Source organism: Pseudomonas sp. S09G 359, assembly GCF_002843605.1.
In the GTDB taxonomy this organism is placed as follows: Bacteria; Pseudomonadota; Gammaproteobacteria; order Pseudomonadales; family Pseudomonadaceae; genus Aquipseudomonas.
Map to the genome: position 1 here is coordinate 1,010,878 of NZ_CP025263.1, position 24,040 is coordinate 1,034,917.

Annotated in this window: 20 protein-coding genes; 13 read left to right on the forward strand and 7 right to left on the reverse strand. The window is 61.7% G+C overall.

The window, feature by feature from the left end; all coding sequences use genetic code 11:
* The first annotated feature begins 122 nt into the window (after positions 1-122).
* The 5 genes from kdgD to CXQ82_RS04480 all read left to right on the forward strand — a co-directional run bounded on the left by kdgD (position 123) and on the right by CXQ82_RS04480 (position 6,669).
* The gene (kdgD, locus tag CXQ82_RS04460; RefSeq protein ID WP_017138261.1) at positions 123-1,034 is read left to right on the forward strand and encodes a 5-dehydro-4-deoxyglucarate dehydratase; all 912 of its coding nucleotides are present in this window, start codon (positions 123-125) and stop codon (positions 1,032-1,034) included.
* Positions 1,035-1,088: 54 nt separating this feature from the next.
* Positions 1,089-2,534, forward strand: a complete 1,446-nt coding sequence (locus CXQ82_RS04465) for an aldehyde dehydrogenase family protein (protein ID WP_101266515.1) — start codon at positions 1,089-1,091, stop codon at positions 2,532-2,534.
* Positions 2,535-2,632: 98 nt separating this feature from the next.
* Positions 2,633-3,997: an MFS transporter gene (locus CXQ82_RS04470; RefSeq protein WP_101266517.1), complete on the forward strand. Its 1,365-nt coding sequence runs from the start codon at positions 2,633-2,635 to the stop codon at positions 3,995-3,997.
* A gap of 11 nt (positions 3,998-4,008) precedes the next feature.
* Entirely contained in the window at positions 4,009-5,562 is a 1,554-nt protein-coding gene (gene garD / locus CXQ82_RS04475) for a galactarate dehydratase (protein ID WP_101266519.1), read from the forward strand.
* A gap of 165 nt (positions 5,563-5,727) precedes the next feature.
* Entirely contained in the window at positions 5,728-6,669 is a 942-nt protein-coding gene (locus CXQ82_RS04480; RefSeq protein ID WP_101266521.1) for an AEC family transporter, read from the forward strand.
* Between the two features lie 109 nt (positions 6,670-6,778).
* On the opposite strand, the gene CXQ82_RS04485 is transcribed toward CXQ82_RS04480, so the two are convergent.
* The 6 genes from CXQ82_RS04485 to gatC form a co-directional block, all read right to left on the reverse strand.
* Complete coding sequence (locus tag CXQ82_RS04485; RefSeq protein WP_101266523.1) at positions 6,779-7,162, reverse strand: carboxymuconolactone decarboxylase family protein; 384 nt, start codon at positions 7,160-7,162, stop codon at positions 6,779-6,781.
* A complete protein-coding gene (locus CXQ82_RS04490; protein ID WP_101266525.1) occupies positions 7,159-8,205 on the reverse strand; it encodes a calcium/sodium antiporter in 1,047 nt (348 codons plus the stop codon). Before CXQ82_RS04490 ends, CXQ82_RS04485 begins: the two co-directional genes overlap by 4 nt.
* 54 nt (positions 8,206-8,259) lie before the next feature.
* Positions 8,260-8,631: a septal ring lytic transglycosylase RlpA family protein gene (locus CXQ82_RS04495; protein WP_101266527.1), complete on the reverse strand. Its 372-nt coding sequence runs from the start codon at positions 8,629-8,631 to the stop codon at positions 8,260-8,262.
* A 159-nt stretch (positions 8,632-8,790) separates the two neighbouring features.
* Positions 8,791-10,236 carry an Asp-tRNA(Asn)/Glu-tRNA(Gln) amidotransferase subunit GatB gene (gene gatB / locus CXQ82_RS04500; protein WP_101266529.1) on the reverse strand — a complete coding sequence of 482 codons (1,446 nt, stop codon included), beginning with the start codon at positions 10,234-10,236 and terminating at the stop codon, positions 8,791-8,793.
* A 10-nt stretch (positions 10,237-10,246) separates the two neighbouring features.
* Complete coding sequence (gatA, locus tag CXQ82_RS04505) at positions 10,247-11,698, reverse strand: Asp-tRNA(Asn)/Glu-tRNA(Gln) amidotransferase subunit GatA (protein WP_101266531.1); 1,452 nt, start codon at positions 11,696-11,698, stop codon at positions 10,247-10,249.
* A gap of 16 nt (positions 11,699-11,714) precedes the next feature.
* The gene (gene gatC / locus CXQ82_RS04510) at positions 11,715-12,002 is read right to left on the reverse strand and encodes an Asp-tRNA(Asn)/Glu-tRNA(Gln) amidotransferase subunit GatC (protein WP_003171764.1); all 288 of its coding nucleotides are present in this window, start codon (positions 12,000-12,002) and stop codon (positions 11,715-11,717) included.
* Positions 12,003-12,212: 210 nt separating this feature from the next.
* On the opposite strand from gatC, the gene mreB reads away from it, so the two are divergent.
* The 8 genes from mreB (at position 12,213) to tldD (ending at position 23,419) form a co-directional block, all read left to right on the forward strand.
* Positions 12,213-13,250, forward strand: a complete 1,038-nt coding sequence (gene mreB / locus CXQ82_RS04515) for a rod shape-determining protein MreB (protein WP_002555108.1) — start codon at positions 12,213-12,215, stop codon at positions 13,248-13,250.
* 140 nt (positions 13,251-13,390) lie between these two features.
* On the forward strand, positions 13,391-14,506 hold the full coding sequence (mreC, locus tag CXQ82_RS04520; protein WP_101266533.1) for a rod shape-determining protein MreC: 1,116 nt from the start codon (positions 13,391-13,393) through the stop codon (positions 14,504-14,506).
* Positions 14,507-14,995: a rod shape-determining protein MreD gene (mreD, locus tag CXQ82_RS04525; protein ID WP_058423006.1), complete on the forward strand. Its 489-nt coding sequence runs from the start codon at positions 14,507-14,509 to the stop codon at positions 14,993-14,995.
* 51 nt (positions 14,996-15,046) lie between these two features.
* Positions 15,047-15,643 (forward strand): nucleoside triphosphate pyrophosphatase, encoded by a 597-nt coding sequence (locus tag CXQ82_RS04530; RefSeq protein WP_101266535.1) that lies wholly within the window; start codon positions 15,047-15,049, stop codon positions 15,641-15,643.
* A gap of 70 nt (positions 15,644-15,713) precedes the next feature.
* Entirely contained in the window at positions 15,714-17,171 is a 1,458-nt protein-coding gene (gene rng, locus CXQ82_RS04535; protein ID WP_010213134.1) for a ribonuclease G, read from the forward strand.
* Between the two features lie 76 nt (positions 17,172-17,247).
* Positions 17,248-21,063 carry a YhdP family protein gene (locus CXQ82_RS04540; protein ID WP_101266538.1) on the forward strand — a complete coding sequence of 1,272 codons (3,816 nt, stop codon included), beginning with the start codon at positions 17,248-17,250 and terminating at the stop codon, positions 21,061-21,063.
* Between the two features lie 48 nt (positions 21,064-21,111).
* A complete protein-coding gene (locus tag CXQ82_RS04545; protein WP_101266540.1) occupies positions 21,112-21,960 on the forward strand; it encodes a carbon-nitrogen hydrolase family protein in 849 nt (282 codons plus the stop codon).
* Between the two features lie 16 nt (positions 21,961-21,976).
* Entirely contained in the window at positions 21,977-23,419 is a 1,443-nt protein-coding gene (tldD, locus tag CXQ82_RS04550; RefSeq protein ID WP_064450712.1) for a metalloprotease TldD, read from the forward strand.
* 45 nt (positions 23,420-23,464) lie between these two features.
* On the opposite strand, the gene yjgA is transcribed toward tldD, so the two are convergent.
* A complete protein-coding gene (gene yjgA / locus CXQ82_RS04555) occupies positions 23,465-23,986 on the reverse strand; it encodes a ribosome biogenesis factor YjgA (protein ID WP_017138246.1) in 522 nt (173 codons plus the stop codon).
* Positions 23,987-24,040 lie beyond the last annotated feature (54 nt).

Sequence of the window (24,040 nt, forward strand, 5' to 3'; positions counted from 1 at the left end):
CGCACCAAATCCCCGATGAATTACAGTTGACGAAATTATTTATAGTTGTACGATGACGTACGACATCAACAAAACCAACAACAACCTTTCCACGGAAAGTTTTCGCCCAGGGTGTTCGAATAATGAATCCACAAGAACTGAAGTCCATCCTCTCCCACGGTCTGCTGTCTTTTCCGGTGACCGATTTCAATGCCCAGGGTGACTTCCACCAGGCGGGCTACATCAAGCGTCTGGAATGGCTGGCCCCTTACGGCGCCACTGCCTTGTTCGCTGCCGGCGGTACCGGTGAGTTTTTCTCCCTCGCTGCCAGCGAATATTCTCAGGTGGTGAAAACCGCCGTTGATACCTGCGCCACCAGCGTGCCGATCCTCGCCGGTGTCGGCGGTTCGACCCGCCAGGCCATCGAATATGCCCAGGAAGCCGAGCGCCTTGGCGCCAAAGGCTTGCTGCTGCTGCCGCACTACCTCACCGAAGCCAGCCAGGACGGCGTTGCCGCCCACGTTGAAGCTGTGTGCAAATCGGTAAAAATCGGCGTGGTGGTGTACAACCGCAACGTTTGCCGCCTGACCGCTCCGCTGCTGGAACGTCTGGCCGAACGCTGCCCGAACCTGATCGGCTACAAAGACGGCCTGGGCGACATCGAGTTGATGGTGTCGATTCGTCGCCGCCTCGGTGATCGTTTCAGCTACCTCGGCGGCCTGCCGACTGCAGAAGTTTACGCCGCGGCCTACAAGGCCCTGGGCGTGCCGGTGTACTCCTCGGCGGTGTTCAACTTCATCCCGAAAACCGCGATGGACTTCTACCACGCGATTGCCCAGGACGATCACGCCACCGTTGCCAAGATCATCGACAACTTCTTCCTGCCGTACCTGGACATCCGTAACCGTAAAGCCGGTTACGCGGTGAGCATCGTCAAGGCCGGTGCAAAAATCGCCGGCTACGACGCAGGCCCGGTGCGCACGCCGCTGACCGACCTGCTGCCGGAAGAATACGAAGCCCTGGCTGCGCTGATCGACAAGCAAGGTCCGCAATAACACATCAATAAGGCCGCTGAGTAATCAGCGGCCTTTTGCGTCAGGAGAAGATTTGTGTCCCAAACAAAGCGTTTTGAAAACTACATCAATGGCGAGTGGGTAACCGGCGCCGACTACTGCACCAATATCAACCCGTCGGAGTTGTCTGATGTCATTGGCGAATACGCCAAGGCTGACGTAGCCCAAGTCAACGCTGCCATCGACGCTGCGCGCGCGGCTTTCCCGGCCTGGTCGACGTCGGGTATCCAGGCGCGTCATGACGCCCTGGATAAAGTCGGCAGCGAAATCCTCGCGCGCCGCGAAGAACTCGGCACCCTGCTGGCCCGGGAAGAGGGCAAGACCCTGCCCGAAGCCATTGGCGAAGTGACCCGCGCCGGTAACATCTTCAAGTTCTTTGCCGGTGAATGCCTGCGCCTGTCCGGCGACTACGTGCCGTCGGTACGCCCGGGCGTCAACGTTGAAGTCACCCGCGAAGCCCTCGGTGTGGTCGGCCTGATCACCCCGTGGAATTTCCCGATTGCGATCCCCGCGTGGAAAATCGCCCCGGCCCTGGCCTACGGCAACTGCGTGGTGATCAAGCCCGCCGAGCTGGTACCGGGCTGCGCCTGGGCCCTGGCCGAAATCATCTCCCGCGCCGGCTTCCCTGCCGGTGTGTTCAACCTGGTGATGGGCAGCGGCCGTGTGGTCGGCGACGTGCTGGTCAACAGCCCGAAAGTCGACGGCATCAGCTTCACCGGCTCCGTCGGTGTCGGCCGCCAGATCGCCGTCAGCTGTGTATCGCGCCAGGCCAAAGTGCAATTGGAGATGGGCGGCAAGAATCCGCAGATCATCCTCGACGACGCCGACCTCAAGCAGGCCGTCGAGCTGTCGGTACAGAGCGCGTTCTACTCCACCGGCCAGCGTTGCACGGCGTCCAGCCGCCTGATCGTGACCGCCGGTATCCACGACCAGTTCGTCGCGGCCATGGCTGAGCGCATGAAGTCGATCAAAGTCGGCCACGCCCTCAAAAGCGGCACCGACATCGGCCCGGTGGTCTCCCAGGCCCAGTTGGACCAGGACATGAAGTACATCGACATCGGCCAAAGCGAAGGTGCGCGGCTGGTCAGCGGTGGCGGCCTGGTGACCTGCGACACCGAAGGCTACTACCTGGCACCGACGCTGTTTGCCGACAGCGAAGCCGCCATGCGTATCAGCCGTGAAGAGATCTTCGGCCCGGTGGCCAACGTGGTGCGCGTGGCGGACTACGAGGCCGCGCTGGCCATGGCCAACGACACCGAGTTCGGCCTGTCGGCGGGCATTGCCACCACCTCGCTGAAGTACGCCAACCACTTCAAGCGCCATTCCCAAGCCGGGATGGTGATGGTCAACCTGCCGACTGCCGGCGTCGACTATCACGTTCCATTCGGTGGCCGTAAGGGCTCGTCCTATGGTTCGCGTGAGCAAGGTCGCTATGCGCAAGAGTTCTACACAGTTGTAAAAACCAGCTACATCGGTTCGTAAGACGCAGTACCTTGTGGGGGCCGGATGCCTGCCGGCTCCCACAACAAAAATAGAAAACAATTACCCGCAAAAAAAATAATTAGTGGGAGTACTTCTACATGCAAGCGACCAAGCCGACCCACGTCCGCTATTTGATCCTGCTCATGCTGTTCCTGGTGACCACGATCAACTACGCCGACCGGGCCACCATCGCCATCGCAGGCTCCAGCCTGCAAAAAGACCTCGGCATCGACGCGGTCACCCTCGGTTACATCTTCTCCGCATTCGGTTGGGCCTACGTGGCCGGGCAAATTCCCGGTGGCTGGCTGCTGGACCGTTTCGGCTCGAAAAAAGTCTACGCCCTGAGCATCTTCACCTGGTCACTGTTCACCGTGCTGCAAGGCTATGTGGGTGAGTTCGGTGTTTCCACTGCTGTCGTCGCGCTGTTTATGCTGCGCTTCATGGTGGGCCTGGCCGAAGCGCCATCCTTCCCCGGTAACGCACGGATCGTGGCGGCCTGGTTCCCTACGGCCGAGCGCGGTACGGCTTCGGCGATCTTCAACTCGGCGCAGTACTTCGCCACCGTGTTGTTTGCACCGCTGATGGGCTGGATCGTCTACAGCTTCGGCTGGCAGCACGTGTTTATCGTGATGGGCGTGATCGGCATTGTCTTCTCGTTGATCTGGCTGAAAGTTATCCACAGCCCGCGTCAACACCCGATGATCAACGAAGCCGAGTTCAACCACATCGCTGCCAACGGCGCGATGGTCGATATGGACCAGGACAAGGGCAAGGGTAAGAAAACCGACGGTCCGAAGTGGGATTACATCCGTCAGTTGCTGACCAACCGCATGATGCTCGGCGTCTACCTGGGCCAGTACTGCATCAACGGCATCACCTACTTCTTCCTGACCTGGTTCCCGGTGTACCTGGTGCAAGACCGTGGCATGACCATCCTCAAGGCCGGTTTCATTGCCTCGTTGCCAGCAATCTGCGGCTTTATCGGTGGCGTGCTGGGCGGGGTGATTTCCGACTACCTGCTGCGCAAAGGCCATTCCCTGACCTTCGCCCGCAAGGCACCGATCATTGGTGGCCTGCTGATTTCCAGCAGCATCGTGGCGTGCAACTACGTGGACATCGAGTGGATGGTAGTGGGCTTCATGGCCCTGGCCTTCTTCGGTAAAGGCGTTGGCGCACTGGGTTGGGCGGTGGTATCCGACACCTCGCCAAAACAAATCGCCGGCCTCAGTGGCGGCTTGTTCAACACCTTCGGTAACCTGGCATCGATCACCACGCCTATCGTGATCGGCTACATCATCAGCACCACCGGTTCGTTCAAATGGGCCCTGGTGTTCGTCGGCGCCAACGCGCTGGTGGCGGTGTTCAGCTACCTGGTCATTGTCGGCCCGATCAAACGTGTAGTACTCAAAGAGCCGCCAAGCAAGGGGCCAGAGTTGACCAACCTAACCGAAGCGCATTCCTGAGAGGCCCCGTGATGCAGTTGATTGAACATGCCGACTCGCCGCGCTCCATTCGTTTGCATGAGCGCGACAACGTGGTGGTCGTGGTGAACGACCAGGGCGTACCGGCCGGGACCGAGTTCCCGGACGGCCTGGTGACCGTGGATTTCATCCCCCAGAGCCACAAGGTGACCCTGGAAGATATCCCCGAAGGCGGTCAGATTATTCGCTACGGCCAGACCATTGGTTACGCCCTGGCGCCGATTCCGCGCGGCAGTTGGGTCCAGGAAGATCAACTGCGCATGCCTACCGCGCCACCGCTGGACAGCTTGCCGCTGTCCACCGAAGTGCCGGAAACCCAGGCGCCGCTGGAGGGTTTTACCTTTGAGGGCTATCGCAATGCCGACGGTACCGTCGGTACGCGCAACATCCTCGGCATTACCACCACGGTGCAATGCGTTACGGGAGTGCTGGACCATGCGGTCAAGCGCATCAAGGATGAGTTGTTGCCCAAGTACCCCCACGTCGATGACGTGGTGGCGCTGACCCACAGCTACGGCTGTGGGGTGGCGATCACGGCGACGGATGCCTACATCCCGATCCGCACCGTGCGCAACCTGGCGCGCAACCCGAACCTGGGCGGCGAAGCCTTGGTGATCAGCCTGGGCTGCGAGAAATTGCAGGCCGGGCAGGTGATGCACGACAACGACAGCTCCGTCGACCTGAGCGAGCCGTGGTTGTACAAATTGCAGGATTCCAGCCACGGCTTTACCGAAATGATCGAACAGATCATGGAACTGGCCGAAGTCCGCCTGAAGAAACTCGACCAGCGCCGCCGCGAAACCGTGCCGGCGTCCGAGTTGATCCTGGGCATGCAGTGCGGCGGCAGTGATGCGTTTTCCGGCATCACCGCCAACCCGGCGCTGGGTTATGCCTCGGATCTGCTGTTGCGGGCGGGGGCGACGGTGATGTTTTCCGAAGTCACTGAAGTACGCGATGCCATTTACCTGCTGACTTCTCGCGCCGAAACGAAGGAAGTGGCCGAGGAACTGGTCCGGGAAATGGACTGGTACGACCGTTACCTGGCCAAGGGCGAAGCGGATCGCAGCGCCAACACCACACCGGGCAACAAGAAAGGCGGGTTGTCGAATATTGTCGAGAAGTCCTTGGGCTCCATCGTCAAGTCCGGCAGCAGCGCGATCAACGGCGTGCTGGGCCCGGGCGAGCGGTTCAAAAGCAAAGGCCTGATTTTTTGCGCCACGCCGGCCAGCGACTTTGTCTGCGGCACCTTGCAACTGGCGGCGGGGATGAACCTGCACGTGTTCACCACCGGGCGTGGCACGCCTTATGGGCTGGCCATGGCGCCGGTGGTGAAGGTGTCGACCCGTACGGAACTGGCGCAGCGCTGGCCGGACCTCATCGATATCGACGCCGGGCGCATCGCCACCGGGCGCGCGAGCATCGAGGAGTTGGGCTGGGAGTTGTTTCACTTCTATCTGGATGTGGCCAGCGGCAAGAAGCAGACATGGGCGGAGCATCACAAGCTGCATAACGACATCACCTTGTTCAACCCGGCGCCGATTACCTGAGACCGCGTCGCCTGCAATCGGGGGCAAGCCCCCTCCCACCTTTGACTGTGTTCACAAATCAAAATGTGGGAGGGGGCTCGCCCCCGATTGCGGTCGACCAGGCACCACTGAGCTGTATGGCTTATCATTAGCCACCTAACGACGCTCACCAAGGTTCTCCCCGGCATGCTGGCAATTTTCCTCACCACCCTCACCATCACTGCGCCGGTGTTTGCCATGCTGTTCCTCGGTGTGCTGCTCAAGCGCGTCAACTGGATCAACGACAACTTTATCCACACGGCGTCGTCCCTGGTGTTCAACGTCACCATGCCGGCGTTGCTGTTCCTGGGCATCCTGCATGCCGACCTGCACTCGGCGCTCAAGCCGGGTTTGCTGATCTACTTTGCCGTCGCCACCCTGCTGAGCTTTGCCTTGGCCTGGGGCTGGGCGATCTTTCGCTGCCCGCGCGAAGACCGCGGCATCTACACCCAGGGCGCGTTTCGCGGCAATAACGGGGTCATCGGCCTGGCACTGGCGGCCAGCATGTACGGCGACTACGGCATCTCCCTCGGGGCGATCCTCGCGGCGCTGGTGATCCTGTTCTACAACACGCTGTCGACCATCGTGCTGGCGGTGTACAGCCCGGTGATCAAATCCGACCCGTGGAGCATCTGCAAAAGTGTGGTGGCCAACCCGCTGATCATCAGCGTGATTGCCGCCGCGCCGTTCGCGATTTTCAAGATCGGCCTGCCGGGCTGGCTGGCGTCGTCCGGGCAGTACCTGGCGGATATGACGTTGCCGCTGGCGCTGATCTGCATCGGCGGCACGTTGTCGCTGGCGGCGCTGCGCAAAAGCGGGAGCATGGCGCTGAGCGCCAGCCTGGTGAAGATGGTCGGGTTGCCGTTGGTGGCCACGCTGGGCGCCTGGCTGCTGGGGTTCCGGGGGCCGGAGCTGGGGATTCTGTTCCTGTACTTCGGCGCACCGACCGCAGCGGCCAGCTTTGTCATGGCCAGGGCGGCCGAGGGCAATCATGAGCTGGCGGCGGCGATTATCGTGATCACCACCTTGATGGCGGCGGTGACCACGAATATCGGGATTTTCGTGCTGCAGGCGGGGGGGTGGATCTGAGACTTTCGCTGTGTTTGAGGGCCATTCGCGAGCAAGCCCGCTCCCACAGTTGAATGTATTCACAAATCGAAATGTGGGAGCGGGCTTGCTCGCGAAAGCTATCTAACCGTCACTGCTGATCTGCCTGATACGCCTCAATCACTTCCTGCGCCGCACGAAACGCATCGATCGCCGCCGGCACACCGGCATACACCGCGCAATGCAGCAGCGCCTCGCGGATCTCTTCTACAGTACAGCCATTGTTCAGCGCGCCACGTACATGGCCCTTGAGTTCCTGCGGGCACTTGAGCGCGGTGAGGGCGGCGAGGGTGATCAGGCTGCGCGTCTTCAGCGGCAACCCTTCGCGGTTCCACACACTGCCCCAGGCGTGATCGTTGACGAAGTCCTGCAGCGGCTGGGTGAACTCGGTGGCGTTGCCCAGGGCGCGGTCGACGAACACATCGCCCATGACCTGGCGACGCATCTCAACCCCGGGCTTTTTCTGATCGGTCATTGCGATTCCCTCTTGTGTTGGCGGCGCCAGGCTCGCAGCGTGCTGAACAACAGAAAAGCCACCAGCACTGGCAGGACGTAATACAGCATCAGTTGTTCAAGCTTGTTGGCCAGCGGCATGCCGGTGGTGAACGACATTACGTGCAACCCATACGCCAGGTACAGGCCCAGCAGCACCAGGCCCTCGGCGCGGGTGACGCGGTAGCCGGTGTAAAACACCGGCAGGCACAGCACCACCACGCCGAGCATCACCGGCAGGTCGAAGTCCAGGGCGTTGGGCGATACCGACAGCGGCGACGGCGCCACCAGCGCAGTAAAGCCCAGCACCCCCAGCAGGTTGAACAGGTTGCTGCCGATCACGTTGCCCACGGCAATTTCCCGCTCGCCGCGCAGGGCGGCAATCAGTGAAGTCGCCAGGCACGGCAGCGAGGTGCCGACGCCGATCAGCGTGAGGCCGATGATGCGCTCCGACAGGCCCAGGTCCGCCGCCACATCCACCGCCGCGCCTAACAACAGGTGGCCGGCCAGCACCAGGATCAACAGCCCACCCAGCATCAGCAGCACACTGCTCAGCCAGGGCGCGCGGGCCACGGTGTCCAGGGGGCGCGGGCGGCGCGAGTGGCGGGTCTGGTAGTGCAGCACCCCCAGGTAGGCGATCAGGGCAACCAGCAACACCAGGCCGTCGACCGGCGTGAGTTCCTCATTCGCCGCCAGGGTAAACACCAGCAGCCCGGCCAGGATCATCACCGGGATATCCAGGCGCACCAACTGGCGCGAAACCCGCAGCGGGATGATCAGCGCCGACAGGCCCAGCGTCACCAGGATGTTGAAAATACTGCTGCCGATTACGCTGCCCACGGCGATATCGGTGTTGCCGGCCAGGGTGGCCTGCAGGCTCACGGTCATCTGCGGCGCGCTGCTGCCGAAGGCGACGATGGTCAAGCCGATGATCAGCGGCCGCACCTTGAGGCTGGCGGCCAGGCGTACGGCGGCGCGCACCAGGATTTCGGCGCCGACAATCAGCAGCAGCAGGCCGCTGACCAGTTCCAGCAGGCTCCAGGGCGAAAGGGCGGTTAATCCGAAAATGGCCAGGGCTCCTTAATTGCTCAAGGCTTGCACGCGAACCCGTGCCGTACCGCTGCTGAGCATACCCAACTGCTCGGCGGCCTTGCGTGAAAGATCGATCAAGCGCCCACGGGTATGCGGGCCGCGATCATTGATGCGGACTACGACGGATTTATCGTTGTCGAGATTGGTGACCTTGACCTGGGTGCCGAACGGCAGTTGCCGGTGGGCGGCGGTCAGGGCGTTCTGGTTGAAGGGTTCACCGCTGGCGGTCTTGTTGCCATGGTGCTTGGCGCCGTAATAGGAGGCGGTGCCGGTTTCGTCGTAGCCGTTGGGGTTGATGAGGCCGCTGGCGCAGCCGGCCAGTAGAGAGAACAGGGCCAAAAGGCCTAATAGACGCTTCATTATCAAGGTGCCCCCATCACAAATGTGGGAGGGGGCTTGCCCCCGATAGCGGTGATTCAGTCAAAACAGTAGTGACTGACACTCCGCTATCGGGGGCAAGCCCCCTCCCACAGGGGGTCCGAGTTAAGCGTGAATTCTCACCCGGACCATTCATTGCAATCAGCCTTCGAGCTTGCTTTTCAGCAGTTCGTTCACCTGTTGCGGGTTGGCTTTGCCCTTGGAGGCTTTCATGGCCTGGCCGACAAAGAAGCCGAACATCTTGCCGCGCTTGGCTTCGTCGGCCGCACGGTATTGCTCGACCTGCTCGGCGTTGGCCGCGAGCATCTCATCGAGTACGGCCGAGATGGCGCCGCTGTCGGTGACTTGCTTGAGGCCGCGCTTCTCGATGATTTCATCCGCGCTGCCTTCGCCTGCCGCCATCGCTTCGAACACGGTCTTGGCGATTTTGCCGGAGATGGTGTTGTCCTTGATGCGCAGCAGCATGCCGCCCAATTGCTCGGCGCTGACCGGCGCTTCGTCGATTTCCAGGCCTTGCTTGTTCAGCAGGCTGCCCAGCTCAACCATCACCCAGTTGGCCGCCAGCTTGGCGTCACCGGCAATGCTCAGGACTTTTTCGAAGTAGTTGGCTTGTTCACGGCTGGAGGCCAGCACGCTGGCATCGTAGACCGACAGGCCGAACTGCGCCTGGAAGCGCTCGCGTTTCTGCTGCGGCAATTCCGGCAGGGTGGCGCGCACGTCATTGAGGAACGAGTCCTCGATGACCACCGGCAACAGGTCCGGGTCGGGGAAGTAACGGTAGTCGTTGGCTTCCTCTTTGCTGCGCATGGCGCGGGTTTCGTCTTTGTTCGGGTCGTACAGGCGGGTTTGCTGGATGACCTTGCCGCCGTCTTCGATCAGCTCGATCTGGCGACGCACTTCGCTGTTGATCGCCTTCTCGATGAAGCGGAACGAGTTGACGTTCTTGATCTCGCAGCGGGTGCCGAATTCAACCTGGCCCTTGGGACGGATCGACACGTTGCAGTCGCAACGCAGCGAGCCTTCGGCCATGTTGCCGTCGCAGATACCCAGGTAGCGCACCAGCGCGTGGATGGTCTTGACGTAGGCCACGGCTTCCTTGGCGCTGCGCATGTCCGGCTCGGACACGATCTCCAGCAACGGTGTGCCGGCGCGGTTCAGGTCAATGCCGGTAGCGCCCGGGAATTCTTCGTGCAGGCTCTTGCCGGCATCTTCTTCCAGGTGCGCACGGGTTACGCCGACACGTTTGATGGTGCCGTCTTCCAGCGGGATATCCAGGTAACCCTTGCCGACGATCGGCAATTCCATCTGGCTGATCTGGTAGCCCTTGGGCAGGTCCGGGTAGAAGTAGTTCTTGCGCGCGAACACGTTGTGCTGGCCGATCTCAGCGTCAATCGCCAGGCCGAACATCACCGCCATGCGCACCGCTTCCTGGTTCAGCACCGGCAGTACGCCAGGCATGCCCAGGTCTACCAGGCTGGCCTGGGTGTTGGGCTCGGAGCCGAACGTGGTGGCGCTACCGGAGAAAATCTTCGATTGGGTGGCGAGCTGGGTATGAATCTCCAGCCCGATCACAACTTCCCATTGCATAGTGTTCTCCTCAGAAGCCGGTAGGGGTGCGGGTGTGCCAGTCGGTGTTCAACTGGTACTGGTGCGCCACATTGAGCAGGCGGCCTTCCTGGAAATACGGGGCGAGCAATTGCACGCCCACCGGCAGGCCATCGACGAAACCGGCAGGCATGGACAAGCCCGGCAGGCCCGCGAGGTTGGCGGTGATGGTGTAGAGGTCTTCGAGGTACGCAGCCACCGGGTCGCCGTTCTTGGCGCCGAGTTTCCAGGCCGGGTTCGGCGTGGTTGGGCCGAGGATCACGTCGACTTCATTAAAGGCAGCCATGAAGTCGTTCTTCACCAGGCGACGGATTTTTTGCGCCTTGAGGTAGTACGCGTCGTAGTAGCCGGCCGACAGGGCGTAGGCACCGACCATGATGCGACGTTGTACTTCGGCACCGAAGCCTTCGCCACGGGAGCGCTTGTACAGGTCGGTGAGGTCTTTCGGGTTTTCGCAGCGGTAGCCGAAACGCACGCCGTCGAAACGCGACAGGTTCGAGGAAGCTTCTGCCGGGGCGATCACGTAATAGGCAGGAATCGCGTGCTGGTTGTTCGGCAGGCTGATTTCCTTGATCACCGCGCCGAGGCCTTCCAGCGTCTTGACGCTGTTGTGCACCAGCTCGGCGATACGCGGGTCGAGGCCGGCGCCGAAGTATTCCTTCGGCACGCCGATGCGCAGGCCCTTGAGCGAGGTATTCAGGCTGGCGCTGTAGTCCGGCACCGGCTCATCGATGCTGGTGGAGTCCTGCGCATCGAAGCCTGCCATGCCTTGTAACAAAATCGCGCAGTCTTCGGCAGTGCGTGCCAGCGGGCCGCCCTGATCGAGGCTGGAGGCGTAGGCGATCATGCCCCAGCGGGAAACGCGACCGTAGGTCGGCTTCAAACCGGTGAGGTTGGTGAAAGCCGCCGGCTGGCGGATCGAGCCGCCGGTGTCGGTGGCCGTGGCGGCGGGCAGGAAGCGCGCGGCAACCGCGGCAGCCGAGCCACCGGACGAACCGCCGGGCACGTGCTCCAGGTTCCACGGGTTTTTCACCGCGCCGTAGTAGCTCGATTCGTTGGCCGAACCCATGGCGAATTCGTCCATGTTGGTCTTGCCCAGGGTCACGGCCCCGGCGGCAGCCAGCTTGGACACCACGGTGGCGTCGTAGGGTGCTTTAAAGTTGTCGAGCATCTTCGAGCCGCAGCTGGTGCGAATGCCCTGGGTGCAGAACAGGTCTTTGTGGGCGATTGGCGCGCCCAGCAGCGCGCCATTCTCACCGTTGGCGCGACGCACGTCGGCGGCCTTGGCCTGGCTCAGGGCCAGCTCTTCGGTGAGGCTGATGAAGCTGTTGACCTTGGGGTCCAGCTCGGCGATGCGCGCCAGCAGGGTCTTGGTCAGCTCTTCGGAAGAAAACTTTTTGTCGGCGAGACCGCGGGCGATCTCGGCCAGAGTCATGTGATGCATGAAAGGCTCTTTCCCTTTAGTCGATGACTTTCGGAACCAGGTACAGGCCGTTTTCGACCGCTGGCGCGATGGACTGGTAGGCCTCGCGGTTATTGCGCTCGGTCACGACGTCTGCGCGCAGGCGCTGGCTGGCTTCCAGTGGGTGAGCCAGGGGCTCGATGCCGTCGGTATTCACGGCCTGCATTTGGTCAACCAGCCCGAGAATGCTGTTCAGGGCTGCGGTGGTCTGTGGAAGATCGGCTTCATTAAGGCCAAGCGAGGCCAAATGAGCGATTTTTTCCACGTCGGAGCGTTCAAGCGCCATGGGAATCTCCAGTGGAAAACAGAACGGAGGCTGTCCGTGTGTTAGATTGTCGGAACACTACCGCATTTCTACGGTCTTACGGCCGCGATTGTGGGGTTAGGTGCACAGAAAGTCGGCCAATTTAGCACATTGGCGCCTTGCCCAAAATCCCTGTCGTTGTTAGAGTTTGCCGCACTTTTTTACCCACGCGTTGCCTAGGGTCCCTTTCCCATGTTCAAGAAACTGCGTGGCATGTTTTCCAGCGATCTTTCCATTGACCTGGGCACTGCCAACACCCTTATTTACGTGCGCGAGCGCGGTATCGTCCTGAATGAGCCATCGGTTGTGGCCATTCGGACCCATGGTAATCAGAAAAGTGTCGTTGCCGTCGGCACCGAGGCCAAGCGTATGCTCGGCCGTACACCAGGCAATATTGCTGCCATTCGTCCGATGAAAGACGGCGTGATCGCCGACTTCAGTGTCTGCGAGAAGATGCTGCAGTACTTCATCAACAAGGTTCACGAAAACAGTTTCCTGCAGCCCAGCCCTCGTGTGCTGATCTGCGTTCCATGCAAATCCACCCAGGTGGAGCGTCGTGCCATCCGTGAATCGGCCCTTGGTGCCGGTGCCCGCGAAGTGTTCCTGATCGAAGAGCCAATGGCTGCCGCGATCGGTGCCGGCCTGCCGGTTGAAGAAGCCCGCGGTTCGATGGTGGTGGATATCGGTGGCGGTACCACTGAAATCGCCCTGATTTCCCTGAACGGTGTGGTGTATGCCGAATCCGTGCGTGTAGGCGGCGACCGCTTCGACGAAGCGATCATCACTTATGTGCGTCGTAACTACGGCAGCCTGATCGGTGAATCCACCGCCGAGCGCATCAAGCAGGAAATCGGCACCGCTTACCCGGGCGGCGAAGTGCGCGAAGTTGACGTTCGCGGTCGCAACCTGGCTGAAGGCGTTCCACGTGCGTTCACCCTGAACTCCAATGAAGTGCTGGAAGCTCTGCAAGAGTCCCTGGCCACCATTGTTCAGGCGGTGAAAAGCGCCCTGGAGCAATCGCCGCCGGAACTGGCTTCCGACATCGCCGAGCGTGGCCTGGTGCTGACCGGTGGTGGCGCCCTGTTGCGCGACCTCGACAAGCTGCTGGCCCAGGAAACCGGCTTGCCGGTGATCGTTGCCGAAGACCCGCTGACCTGCGTCGCCCGTGGCGGTGGCCGTGCACTGGAAATGATGGATAAACACACCATGGACCTGCTCTCCAGCGAATAAGTATTTGCTTGTTAGCCCATGTTTCGCCCGCAGGCAGCACTTTGCAGTGCTGCCTGTTGGCGTTTATCTTCTTCAATCTGCATCCAGGCCGGTTAGATGCCGTATGAATAAAGAGAACATTTGCCTGGGAGGAGCGGCTTATTAAACCGCTTTTCGCCAAAGGCCCCTCATTGGGCGTGCGCTTATTGGTGCTGGTCGTGCTTTCGGTCGCACTGATGGTGGTCGATGCCCGCTTTGCACTGCTCAAGCCTGTGCGTAGTCAGATGTCGCTGGTGTTGATGCAGACTTACTGGATCACCGACCTGCCGCAACGTCTCTACCAGGGCGTGGCCAGCCAATTTGGCAGCCGCACTGAGCTTGTCGCCGAGAACGAAAAACTCAAGACCGAAAACCTGCTGCTGCAGGGGCGCATGCAAAAGCTTGCGGCCCTCACCGAGCAGAACGTTCGGCTGCGCGAGTTGCTCAATTCCTCCGCGCTGGTCAATGAAAAGGTCGAAGTGGCCGAGTTGATCGGCATGGACCCGAATCCCTTTACCCATCGCATCATCATCAACAAGGGTGAGCGCGACGGCGTGGTGCTTGGCCAGCCAGTGCTGGATGCCCGTGGTCTGATGGGCCAGGTGGTCGAGTTGATGCCCTACACGTCACGGGTATTGCTGCTGACAGACACCACCCACAGCATTCCGGTGCAGGTAAACCGCAACGGCCTGCGCGCGATTGCCAGTGGTACCGGTAACCCCGAGCGCCTGGAGTTGCGCCACGTGGCCGACACCGCCGACATCAAGGAAGGCGACCTGCTGGTCAGTTCCGGCCTGGGTCAGCGGTTCCCGGCGGGCTACCCGGTGGCGACGGTCAAGGAAGTGATCCACGATTCCGGCCAGCCCTTCGCCATTGTGCGCGCCGTGCCCACTGCCGCCTTGAACCGCAGCCGTTACCTGCTGCTGGTATTCAGCGACAACCGCACCCCGGAAGAGCGCGCCAATGACGCTGCGCAAGCCCAGGAAGCGGAAGACAAAAAAAACGGCACTGCGCCAGTCGTCCCTAGTACGGTGCCGAAGCCTGCCTTCGTGGGGCCGCCGGCACCTGCGGCTACCCCGGCTGCGGCGGTCGCGGCCCCGGTAAAACCCGCCGCGCATAGCGCACGCCCAGCGAAGCCAGCGGCTACCACGCCGCCGGCCACCACGCCCGCTACCACGGCGCCCGTTGTGAGGCCTGCGGCTGCCGCACCGGCCACCACGCGGCAGAGGGAGGAATAAATGGCCGGTACTCATTCACGCAACGGTTGGATCGTTTGGCTGACCTTTGCCATCGGCTTGCTGCTCAGTGTGTCGCCACTTCCGCAATTCATGGAGATCCTGCGCCCGCTCTGGCTGGCATTGTTGCTGGCTTTCTGGGCGCTGAACCTGCCGCATAAAGTCGGCATGGTCACGGCCATGTTCCTGGGCTTGGCGGAAGATGTGCTGTATGGCACCTTGCTAGGCCAGAACGCGTTGATCCTGACCTTGATCACTTTCCTGGTGCTGTCGTTGCAGCAGCGTCTGCGCATGTTTCCGATGTGGCAGCAGTGCCTGGTGATCCTGGTGATTTTCGGCCTGGCGCAGCTGGTGCAACTCTGGCTCAGCGCCTTGACCGGCAACCGCCAGCCAACCCTGGCGCTGGTGCTGCCGGCGCTGGTCAGTGCCTTGTTGTGGCCGTGGATCAGTTTCGGCCTGCGTGGGTTACGTCGTCGTTATAAAATCAATTGAATGGATTGCGAGGCTCTGCCTGGTTATCGAACTCTACAGGGAGAGTCTGCAATGAATTCGCTTTATCTGGCCTCGGGCTCTCCGAGGCGGCGTGAGTTGCTGACGCAGATCGGTGTGCCGTTCACCGTGGTCAGCGCCGCTATTGATGAAACCCCTCTTACAAACGAAAACCCCGTTTCCTACGTCGAGCGCTTGGCTCGGGATAAGGCCGCGGCGGGTTTCGCTGTGCTTGAACGAACCCATGGCGCCTGTGTATTGGGGGCTGACACCGCCGTGATCGTTGATGGGAAGATCCTCGGTAAACCGGTGGATCAGGCCGATGCGCTGGCGATGCTGATGGCCTTGGCGGGGCGTGAACACGAAGTCCTGACCGCCATCGCCGTCACCGACGGCCAGCGCTGCGAGACTCGATGTGTAAGCAGTCGTGTACGTTTCCGCGGCGTTTCTGTCGAGGAGGCTACAACCTACTGGCACAGTGGCGAACCCCAGGACAAGGCGGGCGGCTATGCTATCCAAGGCCTGGGTTCGGTGTTTGTCGCGGGTCTCAATGGCAGTTATTCCGCCGTGGTAGGCCTGCCAGTGTGCGAAACCGCGCAACTGCTCGATCAATTCGGCATACCCTGTTGGCAAAACCTTACCGCGCGCTGAACGCGTTACTCCAGCGCCCAGCCTTAAGCGACCGGTCACTATTGTGAAAACGCCTGAACGAGACCCAGCCATGAGTGAAGAGATTCTGATCAATATCACGCCGATGGAATCGCGCGTGGCGGTGGTAGAGAACGGTGTTCTGCAAGAAGTGCACGTTGAGCGCACCCAGAAGCGCGGGATCGTCGGCAATATCTATAAAGGCAAGGTTGTACGCGTATTGCCGGGCATGCAGGCGGCATTTGTCGACATCGGCCTGGACCGTGCCGCATTTATCCATGCTTCGGAAATTTCCCTGCGTGAAGGCCCAGCGGTAGAAAGCATCAGCGCCCTGGTGCACGAAGGGCAGAGCCTGGTGGTGCAAGTCACCAAGGACCCGATCGGCTCCAAGGGCGCGCGCCTGACTACCCAGCTGTCGATTCCGTCGCGCTACCTGGTGTACATGCCGCGTACCGCGCATGTGGGTATTTCCCTCAAGATCGAAGACGAAGCCGAGCGCGAACGCCTGAAAAAGGTGGTCAGCGACTGCGTGGCCGCCGAAGGTATCAAGGAGGCCGGTGGTTTTATCCTGCGCACCGCCGCAGAAGGCGCCGGCGCCGATGAAATCCTGATGGACATCCGCTACCTGCGCCGCCTCTGGGACCAGATTGGCGCGCAGATCAAGACCATCGGCGCGCCGAGCGTGATCTATGAAGACCTGGGCCTGGCCCTGCGCACCTTGCGCGACCTGGTCAGCCCCAAGATCGAGAAAATTCGCATCGACTCGCGGGAAACCTTCCAACGCACCACGCAGTTTGTTGCCGAGCTGATGCCGGAAATTGCCGACCGCCTGGAACACTACCCGGGCGAGCGGCCGATCTTCGACCTGTATGGCGTCGAAGACGAAATCCAGAAAGCCCTGGAGCGCAAAGTGCCGCTGAAGTCCGGCGGCTATCTGGTGGTGGACCCGGCAGAGGCAATGACCACCATCGACGTCAATACCGGGGCGTTCGTGGGGCATCGCAACCTTGAAGAAACCATCTTCAAGACCAACCTCGAAGCGGCCACCGCGATTGCCCGTCAGCTGCGCCTGCGCAACCTGGGCGGCATCATCATCATCGACTTCATCGACATGGAAGACGAAGAGCACCAGCGCCAAGTGTTGCGCACCCTGGAAAAACAGCTGGAGCGCGATCACGCCAAGACCAACATCATTGGTATCACCGAACTCGGCCTGGTGCAGATGACCCGCAAGCGCACCCGCGAAAGCCTGGAACAAGTGCTCTGCGAGCCGTGCAGCAGCTGCCAGGGGCGCGGCAAGTTGAAGACCCCGGAAACGGTTTGCTACGAGATTTTTCGGGAAATCTTACGAGAGGCGCGAGCCTACCAGGCCGAAGGTTATAGAGTGCTAGCAAACCAGAAAGTGGTCGACCGACTGCTGGACGAAGAGTCCGGTAACGTTGCTGAGCTGGAGGGCTTTATCGGGCGCACGATTCGCTTCCAGGTCGAAACCATGTATTCCCAGGAACAATACGACGTGGTGCTGCTCTGATCCCCATTCGCTGTGTTTTTTTGATCCCGGCAGACCTTGATCAGCCGTTTGTCTACTGCCTTGAGGGTCGCATGACATGGAGCGTCTGATACGCTTTTTTGCCGCTTTGACCCGCTGGGGCCTGGGCCTGTGCGCCTTGCTGCTGGTGTTGGCGGCGGTGTATGTGAGCCTGGGTCGTGAATTGACCCCGCTGGTGGCCGAATACCGCGCCGAAATCGAAGCCAAGGCCCAGGCCGCGGTGGACATGCCGCTGCACATCGGCAGCCTGGAAGGGCGCTGGAGCGGTTTCGCCCCGGTGTTGCTGGCCCACGACGTGATGGTGGGCGAGGGCAGCAGTGCCCTGCGCCTGGACCAGGTCGAAGTGGTGCCGGACCTGTGGGCCAGCCTGATGGCGCGTGAAGTTCGCATCGCGCACCTGCAGGTCAGCGGCCTGCAACTGAGCGTCAAGGAAGACCAGGACGGTCACTGGGCGCTGCAAGGCTTGCCGGTGCAGGACGATCAGCCGCTGGACCCGGAGCAGTTGCTCAAGCGCATGCAGGTGGTCAAGCGCGTGTCGCTGCTCGACAGCCAGGTCACCTTGCAACCCTTCGACCAGCCGCCGCGAACCCTGACCTACGTGGGCTTGAGCCTGCACACCGGCCTCAGCCGTCAACGCCTGGACGCCCGCGTAACGCTGCCCGACGGCCAGCCTCTGGCCTTGAGCCTGCGTAGCCGTATTCGCGCGAGCCAATGGAAGGATGGCGAAGTCGAGGCCTACCTGAGCCTGCCCCAGAGTGACTGGGCCAAGTGGGTTCCGGCCAAGCTGACCCAGCAATGGAAACTCACACAGTTCAAGGCCGGCGGCGAATTCTGGCTGACCTGGGCCAAGGGCACCGTGCAAAGCGCCGTGGTACGCCTCAATTCGCCACAGGTAAAGGGCAGCTACGCCGACCGCAAGCCTGTGCATATTGAAAACCTCGCGCTCACCGCCTACCTGCAACGCAGTGAAACCGGGCTTAAGGTGCTGTTCGATTCGTTGGCGATGAACCTGGGCGAGACCCGCTGGGAATCGCGTCTGCAATTGCAGCAGACACTGGCAACGGACACGGCCCAGGAAGTCTGGAAGCTGCAGGCTGACCGCCTGGACCTCACGCCCATCACGCCGCTGCTGAATGCGCTGGCGCCGTTGCCGGAAGGCTTCGCCAAAACCGTCGAACACCTCAAGGCCACTGGCCTGCTGCGCAATGTGCTGGTGGATTTCCGCCCCCAGGACAGCACCGACCAAAAAGTCAGCTTTGCCGCCAACCTTGAGCGCGTGGGTTTTGATGCGTATTTCGGCGCGCCGGCTGCGCGAAATGTCTCCGGCAGCATCAGTGGCGACCTCGGCCATGGCGAGTTGCGCATGGACAGCAAGGACTTTTCCCTGCACCTCGACCCGATCTTCGCCAAGCCCTGGCAGTACCTCCAGGCCAACGCGCGCCTGACCTGGAAGCTGGATAAACAAGGCTTCACCCTGATCGCCCCGTATATCAAGGTGCTGGGTGAAGAAGGCAAGATCGCGGCCGACTTCCTGATCCGCCTGAGTTTCGACGACAACAGGGAAGACTACATGGACCTGCGCGTCGGCATGGTCGATGGCGATGGGCGCTTCACCCCCAAATACCTGCCTGCGGTGCTGAGCCCGGCCCTGGACGAATGGCTGCGCACCGCGATTCTCAAGGGCGCGGTGGACCAAGGTTTCTTCCAGTACCAGGGTTCGTTGAACCACGACGCGCTGCCGGCTTCGCGCAATATCAGCCTGTTCTTCAAGGTGCATGACGCCGAGCTGGCCTTCCAGCCGGGTTGGCCGCATGTAAGCAAGGTCAATGGCGAAGTGTTTGTCGAGGAGAGTGGCGTGCGCATCCTGGCCAGCAAGGGCCAGTTGCTCGACACCAAGGTCAAGGACATCTACGTCAATATTCCCCATGCGCCAGCGGGCAAGGACAGCCACCTGCTACTCACCGGCGGGTTTGCCGGTGGCCTGGGCGATGGCCTGAAAATCCTCCAGGAGGCGCCCATCGGCACGGCCTCGACCTTTGCCGGCTGGAAAGGCGAAGGCGACCTGCAAGGCAAGCTGGACCTCGACGTACCGCTGGCCAAGGGCACCGAGCCGAAGATCGTCGTGGACTTCCAGACCGACAAGGCGCGCTTGCAATTGGCCGAGCCGACCCTGGACCTGAGCCAGCTCAAGGGCGAATTTCGTTTTGACAGTGCCAAGGGTCTGAGTGGGCAGAACATCACGGCCCAGGCGTTCGACCGGCCGATCAGCGCGCAGATTGTTGCCGATGGCAAGCCGGGCAATATCAGCACACGCATCACGGCCAAGGGCCAGGTTACCGTCAAACGCTTGACCGACTGGTTAAAAATCAGCCAGCCACTGCCGGTGTCCGGGGATATCCCGTACCAACTGCAGGTCACCCTGGATGGCGCCGACAGCCAGTTGATGGTCAATTCCAACCTCAAGGGCGTGGCAGTGGACCTGCCGGCACCGTTCGGCATGCCAGCCAGCCAGGGGCGCGACAGTACGTTCCGCATGACCTTGCAGGGCGCCGAGCGTCGTTACTGGTTCGACTATGGCGAGCTGGCGAACTTCACCTTTGCGGCGCCACCGGACAAATTCAACGATGGCCGCGGCGAGCTGTTCCTCGGGAATGGCGATGCTGTGCTGCCGGCTGCCAAGGGCTTGCGCATTCGTGGCGTGCTCTCGGAACTGGACATCGACCCCTGGCGCAAGCTGGTAAACCAATACGCTGGCAATGACCCGGGGGGCAGTGCCAAGCAACTGCTGAGCAGTGCCGACTTCAAGATTGGCAAGCTCACGGGCCTGGGCACCCAGTTCGATCAGGTCAACCTGCAACTGGAGCGCAAACCCGCTGCCTGGGGCTTGAAACTCGACAGCCAGCAGGCCAAGGGCACTGTGAACCTGCCGGACGCCAAGGGCGCGCCGATTGCGATCAACCTGCAATACGTGAAGTTGCCGGCGGTGGACCCGACGGTGCAGGCTGACGAAAACGCCCCGGACCCGCTGGCGAGCATTGATCCCAAGGACATCCCCGCGCTGGATATCGCTGTTGACCAGCTATTCCAGGGGCCGGACCTGGTGGGGGCCTGGTCGCTGAAAATCCGCCCAACCGCCAAGGGCATGGTGTTCAACGACCTGGACCTGGGCCTCAAGGGCATGCAGCTCAAGGGCGCCGGTGGCTGGGAAGGTGCCGCTGGCGATAGCAGCAGTTGGTACAAGGGCCGTCTGGACGGCAAGAACATCGGCGATGTGCTCAAGGGCTGGGGCTTTGCGCCAAGTGTGACCAGTGAAGAATTCCACGTGGACGTGGACGGGCGCTGGCCAGGTTCGCCGGCATGGGTCGGGCCCAAGCGGTTTTCCGGCAGCCTGGACGCCGCGTTCCGTAAGGGCCAGTTCGTTGAGGTGGAAGGAGGCGCCCAGGCGCTGCGGGTGTTCGGCCTGCTTAACTTCAACTCCATCGGCCGCCGTTTGCGCCTGGACTTCTCGGACTTGCTCGGCAAGGGCTTGAGTTATGACCGGGTCAAGGGGCTGCTGGCTGCCAGCAATGGTGTGTTCGTGACCCGCGAGCCGATCACCCTGACCGGGCCGTCGAGCAACCTGGAGCTGAACGGCACCCTGGACCTGGTGGCGGACCGTGTCGACGCCAAGCTGTTGGTGACGTTGCCGGTGACCAACAACCTGCCTATCGCTGCGTTGATCGTTGGTGCGCCAGCCATTGGCGGTGCGCTGTTCCTGATCGACAAGCTGATCGGCGACCGCGTTTCGCGCTTTGCCAGCGTGCAATACAAAGTAGAGGGCCCGTGGAAGGACCCGAAAATCACCTTCGACAAGCCATTTGAAAAACCAAACTGAGAGCCTGTGGAGTAGCATGGCCGCATGCCTATTACGGAGTGTCGGCCTATGTCCTTTGCGGTAATTCAAATGGTCAGCCAGAGTGACGTGCTGGCCAACCTGGCCCAGGCCCGGCGCTTGCTGGAGCAGGCCGCAACGGCTGGCGCGAAGCTGGCAGTACTGCCGGAAAACTTTGCCGCCATGGGTCGCCGCGATGCGGCCGATATCGGTCGCGCCGAGGCGTTGGGTGAAGGCCCGATCCTGCCATGGTTGAAACAGACCGCCCGCGACCTCACCTTATGGATAGTGGCCGGCACGATACCGCTGCCGCCCAAGGACCAGCCGAACGCCAAGCCGAATGCCTGCTCGCTGCTGGTGGATGATCGCGGCGAAGTGGTCGCCCGGTACGACAAGCTGCACCTGTTTGATGTGGATGTCGCAGATACACGAGGTCGCTATCGGGAGTCCGATGACTATGCTTTCGGTGGCAACGTGGTGGTGGCGGATACGCCGGTAGGGCGGCTGGGCCTGACGGTGTGTTACGACTTGCGCTTCCCGGAGCTGTACAGCGAGTTGCGCGCGGCGGGGGCTGAATTGATTACCGCGCCCTCGGCCTTTACCGCCGTGACCGGTGCCGCGCACTGGGACGTGCTGATCCGCGCGCGGGCCATCGAGACCCAGTGCTACGTGCTGGCGGCCGCCCAGGGTGGTGTGCATTCAGGGCCACGGGAAACCTATGGCCATGCGGCGATTGTCGACCCGTGGGGGCGTGTACTGACACAACAGGATCAAGGCGAAGCGGTGTTGCTGGCCGAACGCGATAGCAGTGAACAGGCGTCGATACGGGCGCGCATGCCGGTGGTCAACCATCGGCGCTTTTTCTCGCAGGGCGCGCAGCGGCCTGCTTCAGAACGATGAATTTAAGGCCAAACCTATGAGCGAGTTGTTGTCCTCAGTCAGTGAACACCTCCTGGCACCCGGTGGCGTGACCATCGAAAGTCTGCAAACCGTGCTCGGCGATCTGGCCGGGCCTGGCATCGACGCGGCCGACCTGTATTTCCAGGGGCAGATTTCCGAGTCCTGGGCCCTCGAAGACGGCATCGTCAAGGAAGGCAGCTTCAACCTTGATCAGGGCGTGGGCGTGCGCGCGCAATCCGGTGAGAAAACCGGCTTTGCCTACAGCAACGCCATCACTCTGGAAGCCTTGGGCCTGGCGGCACGTGCGGCGCGCTCGATCTCGCGTGCCGGCCAAAATGGCACCGTGCAGGCATTCAGCACCCAGGACGTCGCCCAGTTGTACGCCCCGGATAACCCCCTGGAAGTGATCAGCCGTGCGGAAAAAGTCGACCTGCTCAAGCGCATCGACGCCGCCACCCGTGCCCTGGACCCGCGTATCCAGCAGGTCACCGTGAGCATGGCCGGCGTGTGGGAGCGCATCCTCGTGGCGTCCACCGACGGCGGGCTGGCGGCGGATGTGCGGCCGTTGGTGCGTTTCAATGTGAGTGTGATCGTCGAGCAGAACGGCCGTCGCGAACGCGGCGGCCATGGCGGCGGCGGGCGTACCGACTACCGTTATTTCCTCGCGGAAGACCGCGCCATGGGTTATGCCCGTGAGGCATTGCGCCAGGCGCTGGTCAACCTGGAAGCCATCCCGGCGCCGGCCGGTACACTGCCGGTGGTGCTCGGTTCGGGGTGGTCTGGCGTGTTGCTCCACGAAGCGGTGGGCCACGGCCTGGAAGGCGACTTCAACCGCAAGGGCAGTTCCGCCTACAGCGGGCGCATGGGCGAGATGGTTGCGTCCAAGCTCTGCACCATTGTCGATGACGGCACCCTGGCCGGCCGCCGTGGCTCGCTGAGCGTCGACGACGAAGGCACCCCGACCGAGTGCACCACCCTGATCGAAAACGGCGTGCTCAAAGGCTACATGCAAGACAAGCTCAACGCCCGTCTGATGGGCGTGGCGCGCACCGGTAACGGCCGCCGCGAATCCTACGCGCACCTGCCGATGCCGCGCATGACCAACACTTACATGCTCGGTGGCGAAAGCGATCCGGCAGAAATCATCGCCTCGGTGAAACGCGGTATCTACTGCGCCAACCTCGGCGGCGGCCAGGTGGATATCACCAGCGGCAAGTTCGTGTTCTCCACCAGCGAGGCCTACTTGATCGAAGACGGCAAGATTACCGCGCCGGTCAAAGGGGCGACGTTGATTGGTAACGGGCCGGAAGCCATGAGCAAGGTGTCGATGGTCGGTAACGACCTGTCGCTGGACAGCGGCGTAGGCACCTGCGGGAAAGATGGGCAGTCGGTGCCGGTGGGTGTCGGCCAGCCAACGCTGAAAATCGATGCGATCACCGTGGGTGGCACGGGGTCGTAAGCGGTGGAGCTTCGGGTGGCGAAGATCGCCACCCGGGGAAGGGCATCAACGCAGGCCGCGTTGAGTCTCGTCCAGCTCACGGATGTACTTGAAGATTTTACGGCTGGTGGCCGGCGCCTTGTTATGCGCCTGCTCGTGCTGGGCCTGACGGATCAGGGAGCGCAGTTGCTGGCGGTCCGCATCCGGGTAGTCCAACACGAATTTCTCCAGCACGGCGTCATCGCCCGAGATCAGGCGGTCACGCCAACGTTCCAGGTTATGGAAGCGTTCGTTGTACTGGCGAGTGGAGGCATCGGTTTGATCAAGCAAGGCCAGAATGGCGTCAGTGTCCTGATCGCGCATCAGCTTGCCGATGAACATGATGTGCCGTTTACGCGCGATATTCGCGGTGTGCTTGGGAGCATCCGCAAGCGCCCGGCGCATTTCGTCGGTCAGTGGCAGTTTTGCAATCAAGTCTTTCTTGAGCGTTGTAAGGCGCTCGCCGAGGTCAACCAGCGCATGCAGCTCGCGTTTGACCTGGGTTTTGCTTTTCTCCCCATCGAGGGAGTCGTCGTAAGAATCAACCATGGTGGCAGTCCGCAAAGAAACGCCGCCATGATAACCAGTCGGGGGCCGCTTGTC

What these genes read in the sequence shown, in the direction of transcription:
- mreD (WP_058423006.1), top strand. Translation starts at nt 14,507, where the DNA reads ATGGCCGGTACTCATTCACGCAACGGTTGGATCGTTTGGCTGACCTTT.
- rng (WP_010213134.1), top strand. Translation starts at nt 15,714, where the DNA reads ATGAGTGAAGAGATTCTGATCAATATCACGCCGATGGAATCGCGCGTG.
- gatB (WP_101266529.1), bottom strand. Translation starts at nt 10,236, where the DNA reads ATGCAATGGGAAGTTGTGATCGGGCTGGAGATTCATACCCAGCTCGCC.
- yjgA (WP_017138246.1), bottom strand. Translation starts at nt 23,986, where the DNA reads ATGGTTGATTCTTACGACGACTCCCTCGATGGGGAGAAAAGCAAAACC.
- gatA (WP_101266531.1), bottom strand. Translation starts at nt 11,698, where the DNA reads ATGCATCACATGACTCTGGCCGAGATCGCCCGCGGTCTCGCCGACAAA.
- tldD (WP_064450712.1), top strand. Translation starts at nt 21,977, where the DNA reads ATGAGCGAGTTGTTGTCCTCAGTCAGTGAACACCTCCTGGCACCCGGT.
- kdgD (WP_017138261.1), top strand. Translation starts at nt 123, where the DNA reads ATGAATCCACAAGAACTGAAGTCCATCCTCTCCCACGGTCTGCTGTCT.
- CXQ82_RS04545 (WP_101266540.1), top strand. Translation starts at nt 21,112, where the DNA reads ATGTCCTTTGCGGTAATTCAAATGGTCAGCCAGAGTGACGTGCTGGCC.
- CXQ82_RS04495 (WP_101266527.1), bottom strand. Translation starts at nt 8,631, where the DNA reads ATGAAGCGTCTATTAGGCCTTTTGGCCCTGTTCTCTCTACTGGCCGGC.
- CXQ82_RS04485 (WP_101266523.1), bottom strand. Translation starts at nt 7,162, where the DNA reads ATGACCGATCAGAAAAAGCCCGGGGTTGAGATGCGTCGCCAGGTCATG.
- CXQ82_RS04480 (WP_101266521.1), top strand. Translation starts at nt 5,728, where the DNA reads ATGCTGGCAATTTTCCTCACCACCCTCACCATCACTGCGCCGGTGTTT.
- mreB (WP_002555108.1), top strand. Translation starts at nt 12,213, where the DNA reads ATGTTCAAGAAACTGCGTGGCATGTTTTCCAGCGATCTTTCCATTGAC.
- gatC (WP_003171764.1), bottom strand. Translation starts at nt 12,002, where the DNA reads ATGGCGCTTGAACGCTCCGACGTGGAAAAAATCGCTCATTTGGCCTCG.
- CXQ82_RS04470 (WP_101266517.1), top strand. Translation starts at nt 2,633, where the DNA reads ATGCAAGCGACCAAGCCGACCCACGTCCGCTATTTGATCCTGCTCATG.
- CXQ82_RS04530 (WP_101266535.1), top strand. Translation starts at nt 15,047, where the DNA reads ATGAATTCGCTTTATCTGGCCTCGGGCTCTCCGAGGCGGCGTGAGTTG.
- garD (WP_101266519.1), top strand. Translation starts at nt 4,009, where the DNA reads ATGCAGTTGATTGAACATGCCGACTCGCCGCGCTCCATTCGTTTGCAT.
- CXQ82_RS04540 (WP_101266538.1), top strand. Translation starts at nt 17,248, where the DNA reads ATGGAGCGTCTGATACGCTTTTTTGCCGCTTTGACCCGCTGGGGCCTG.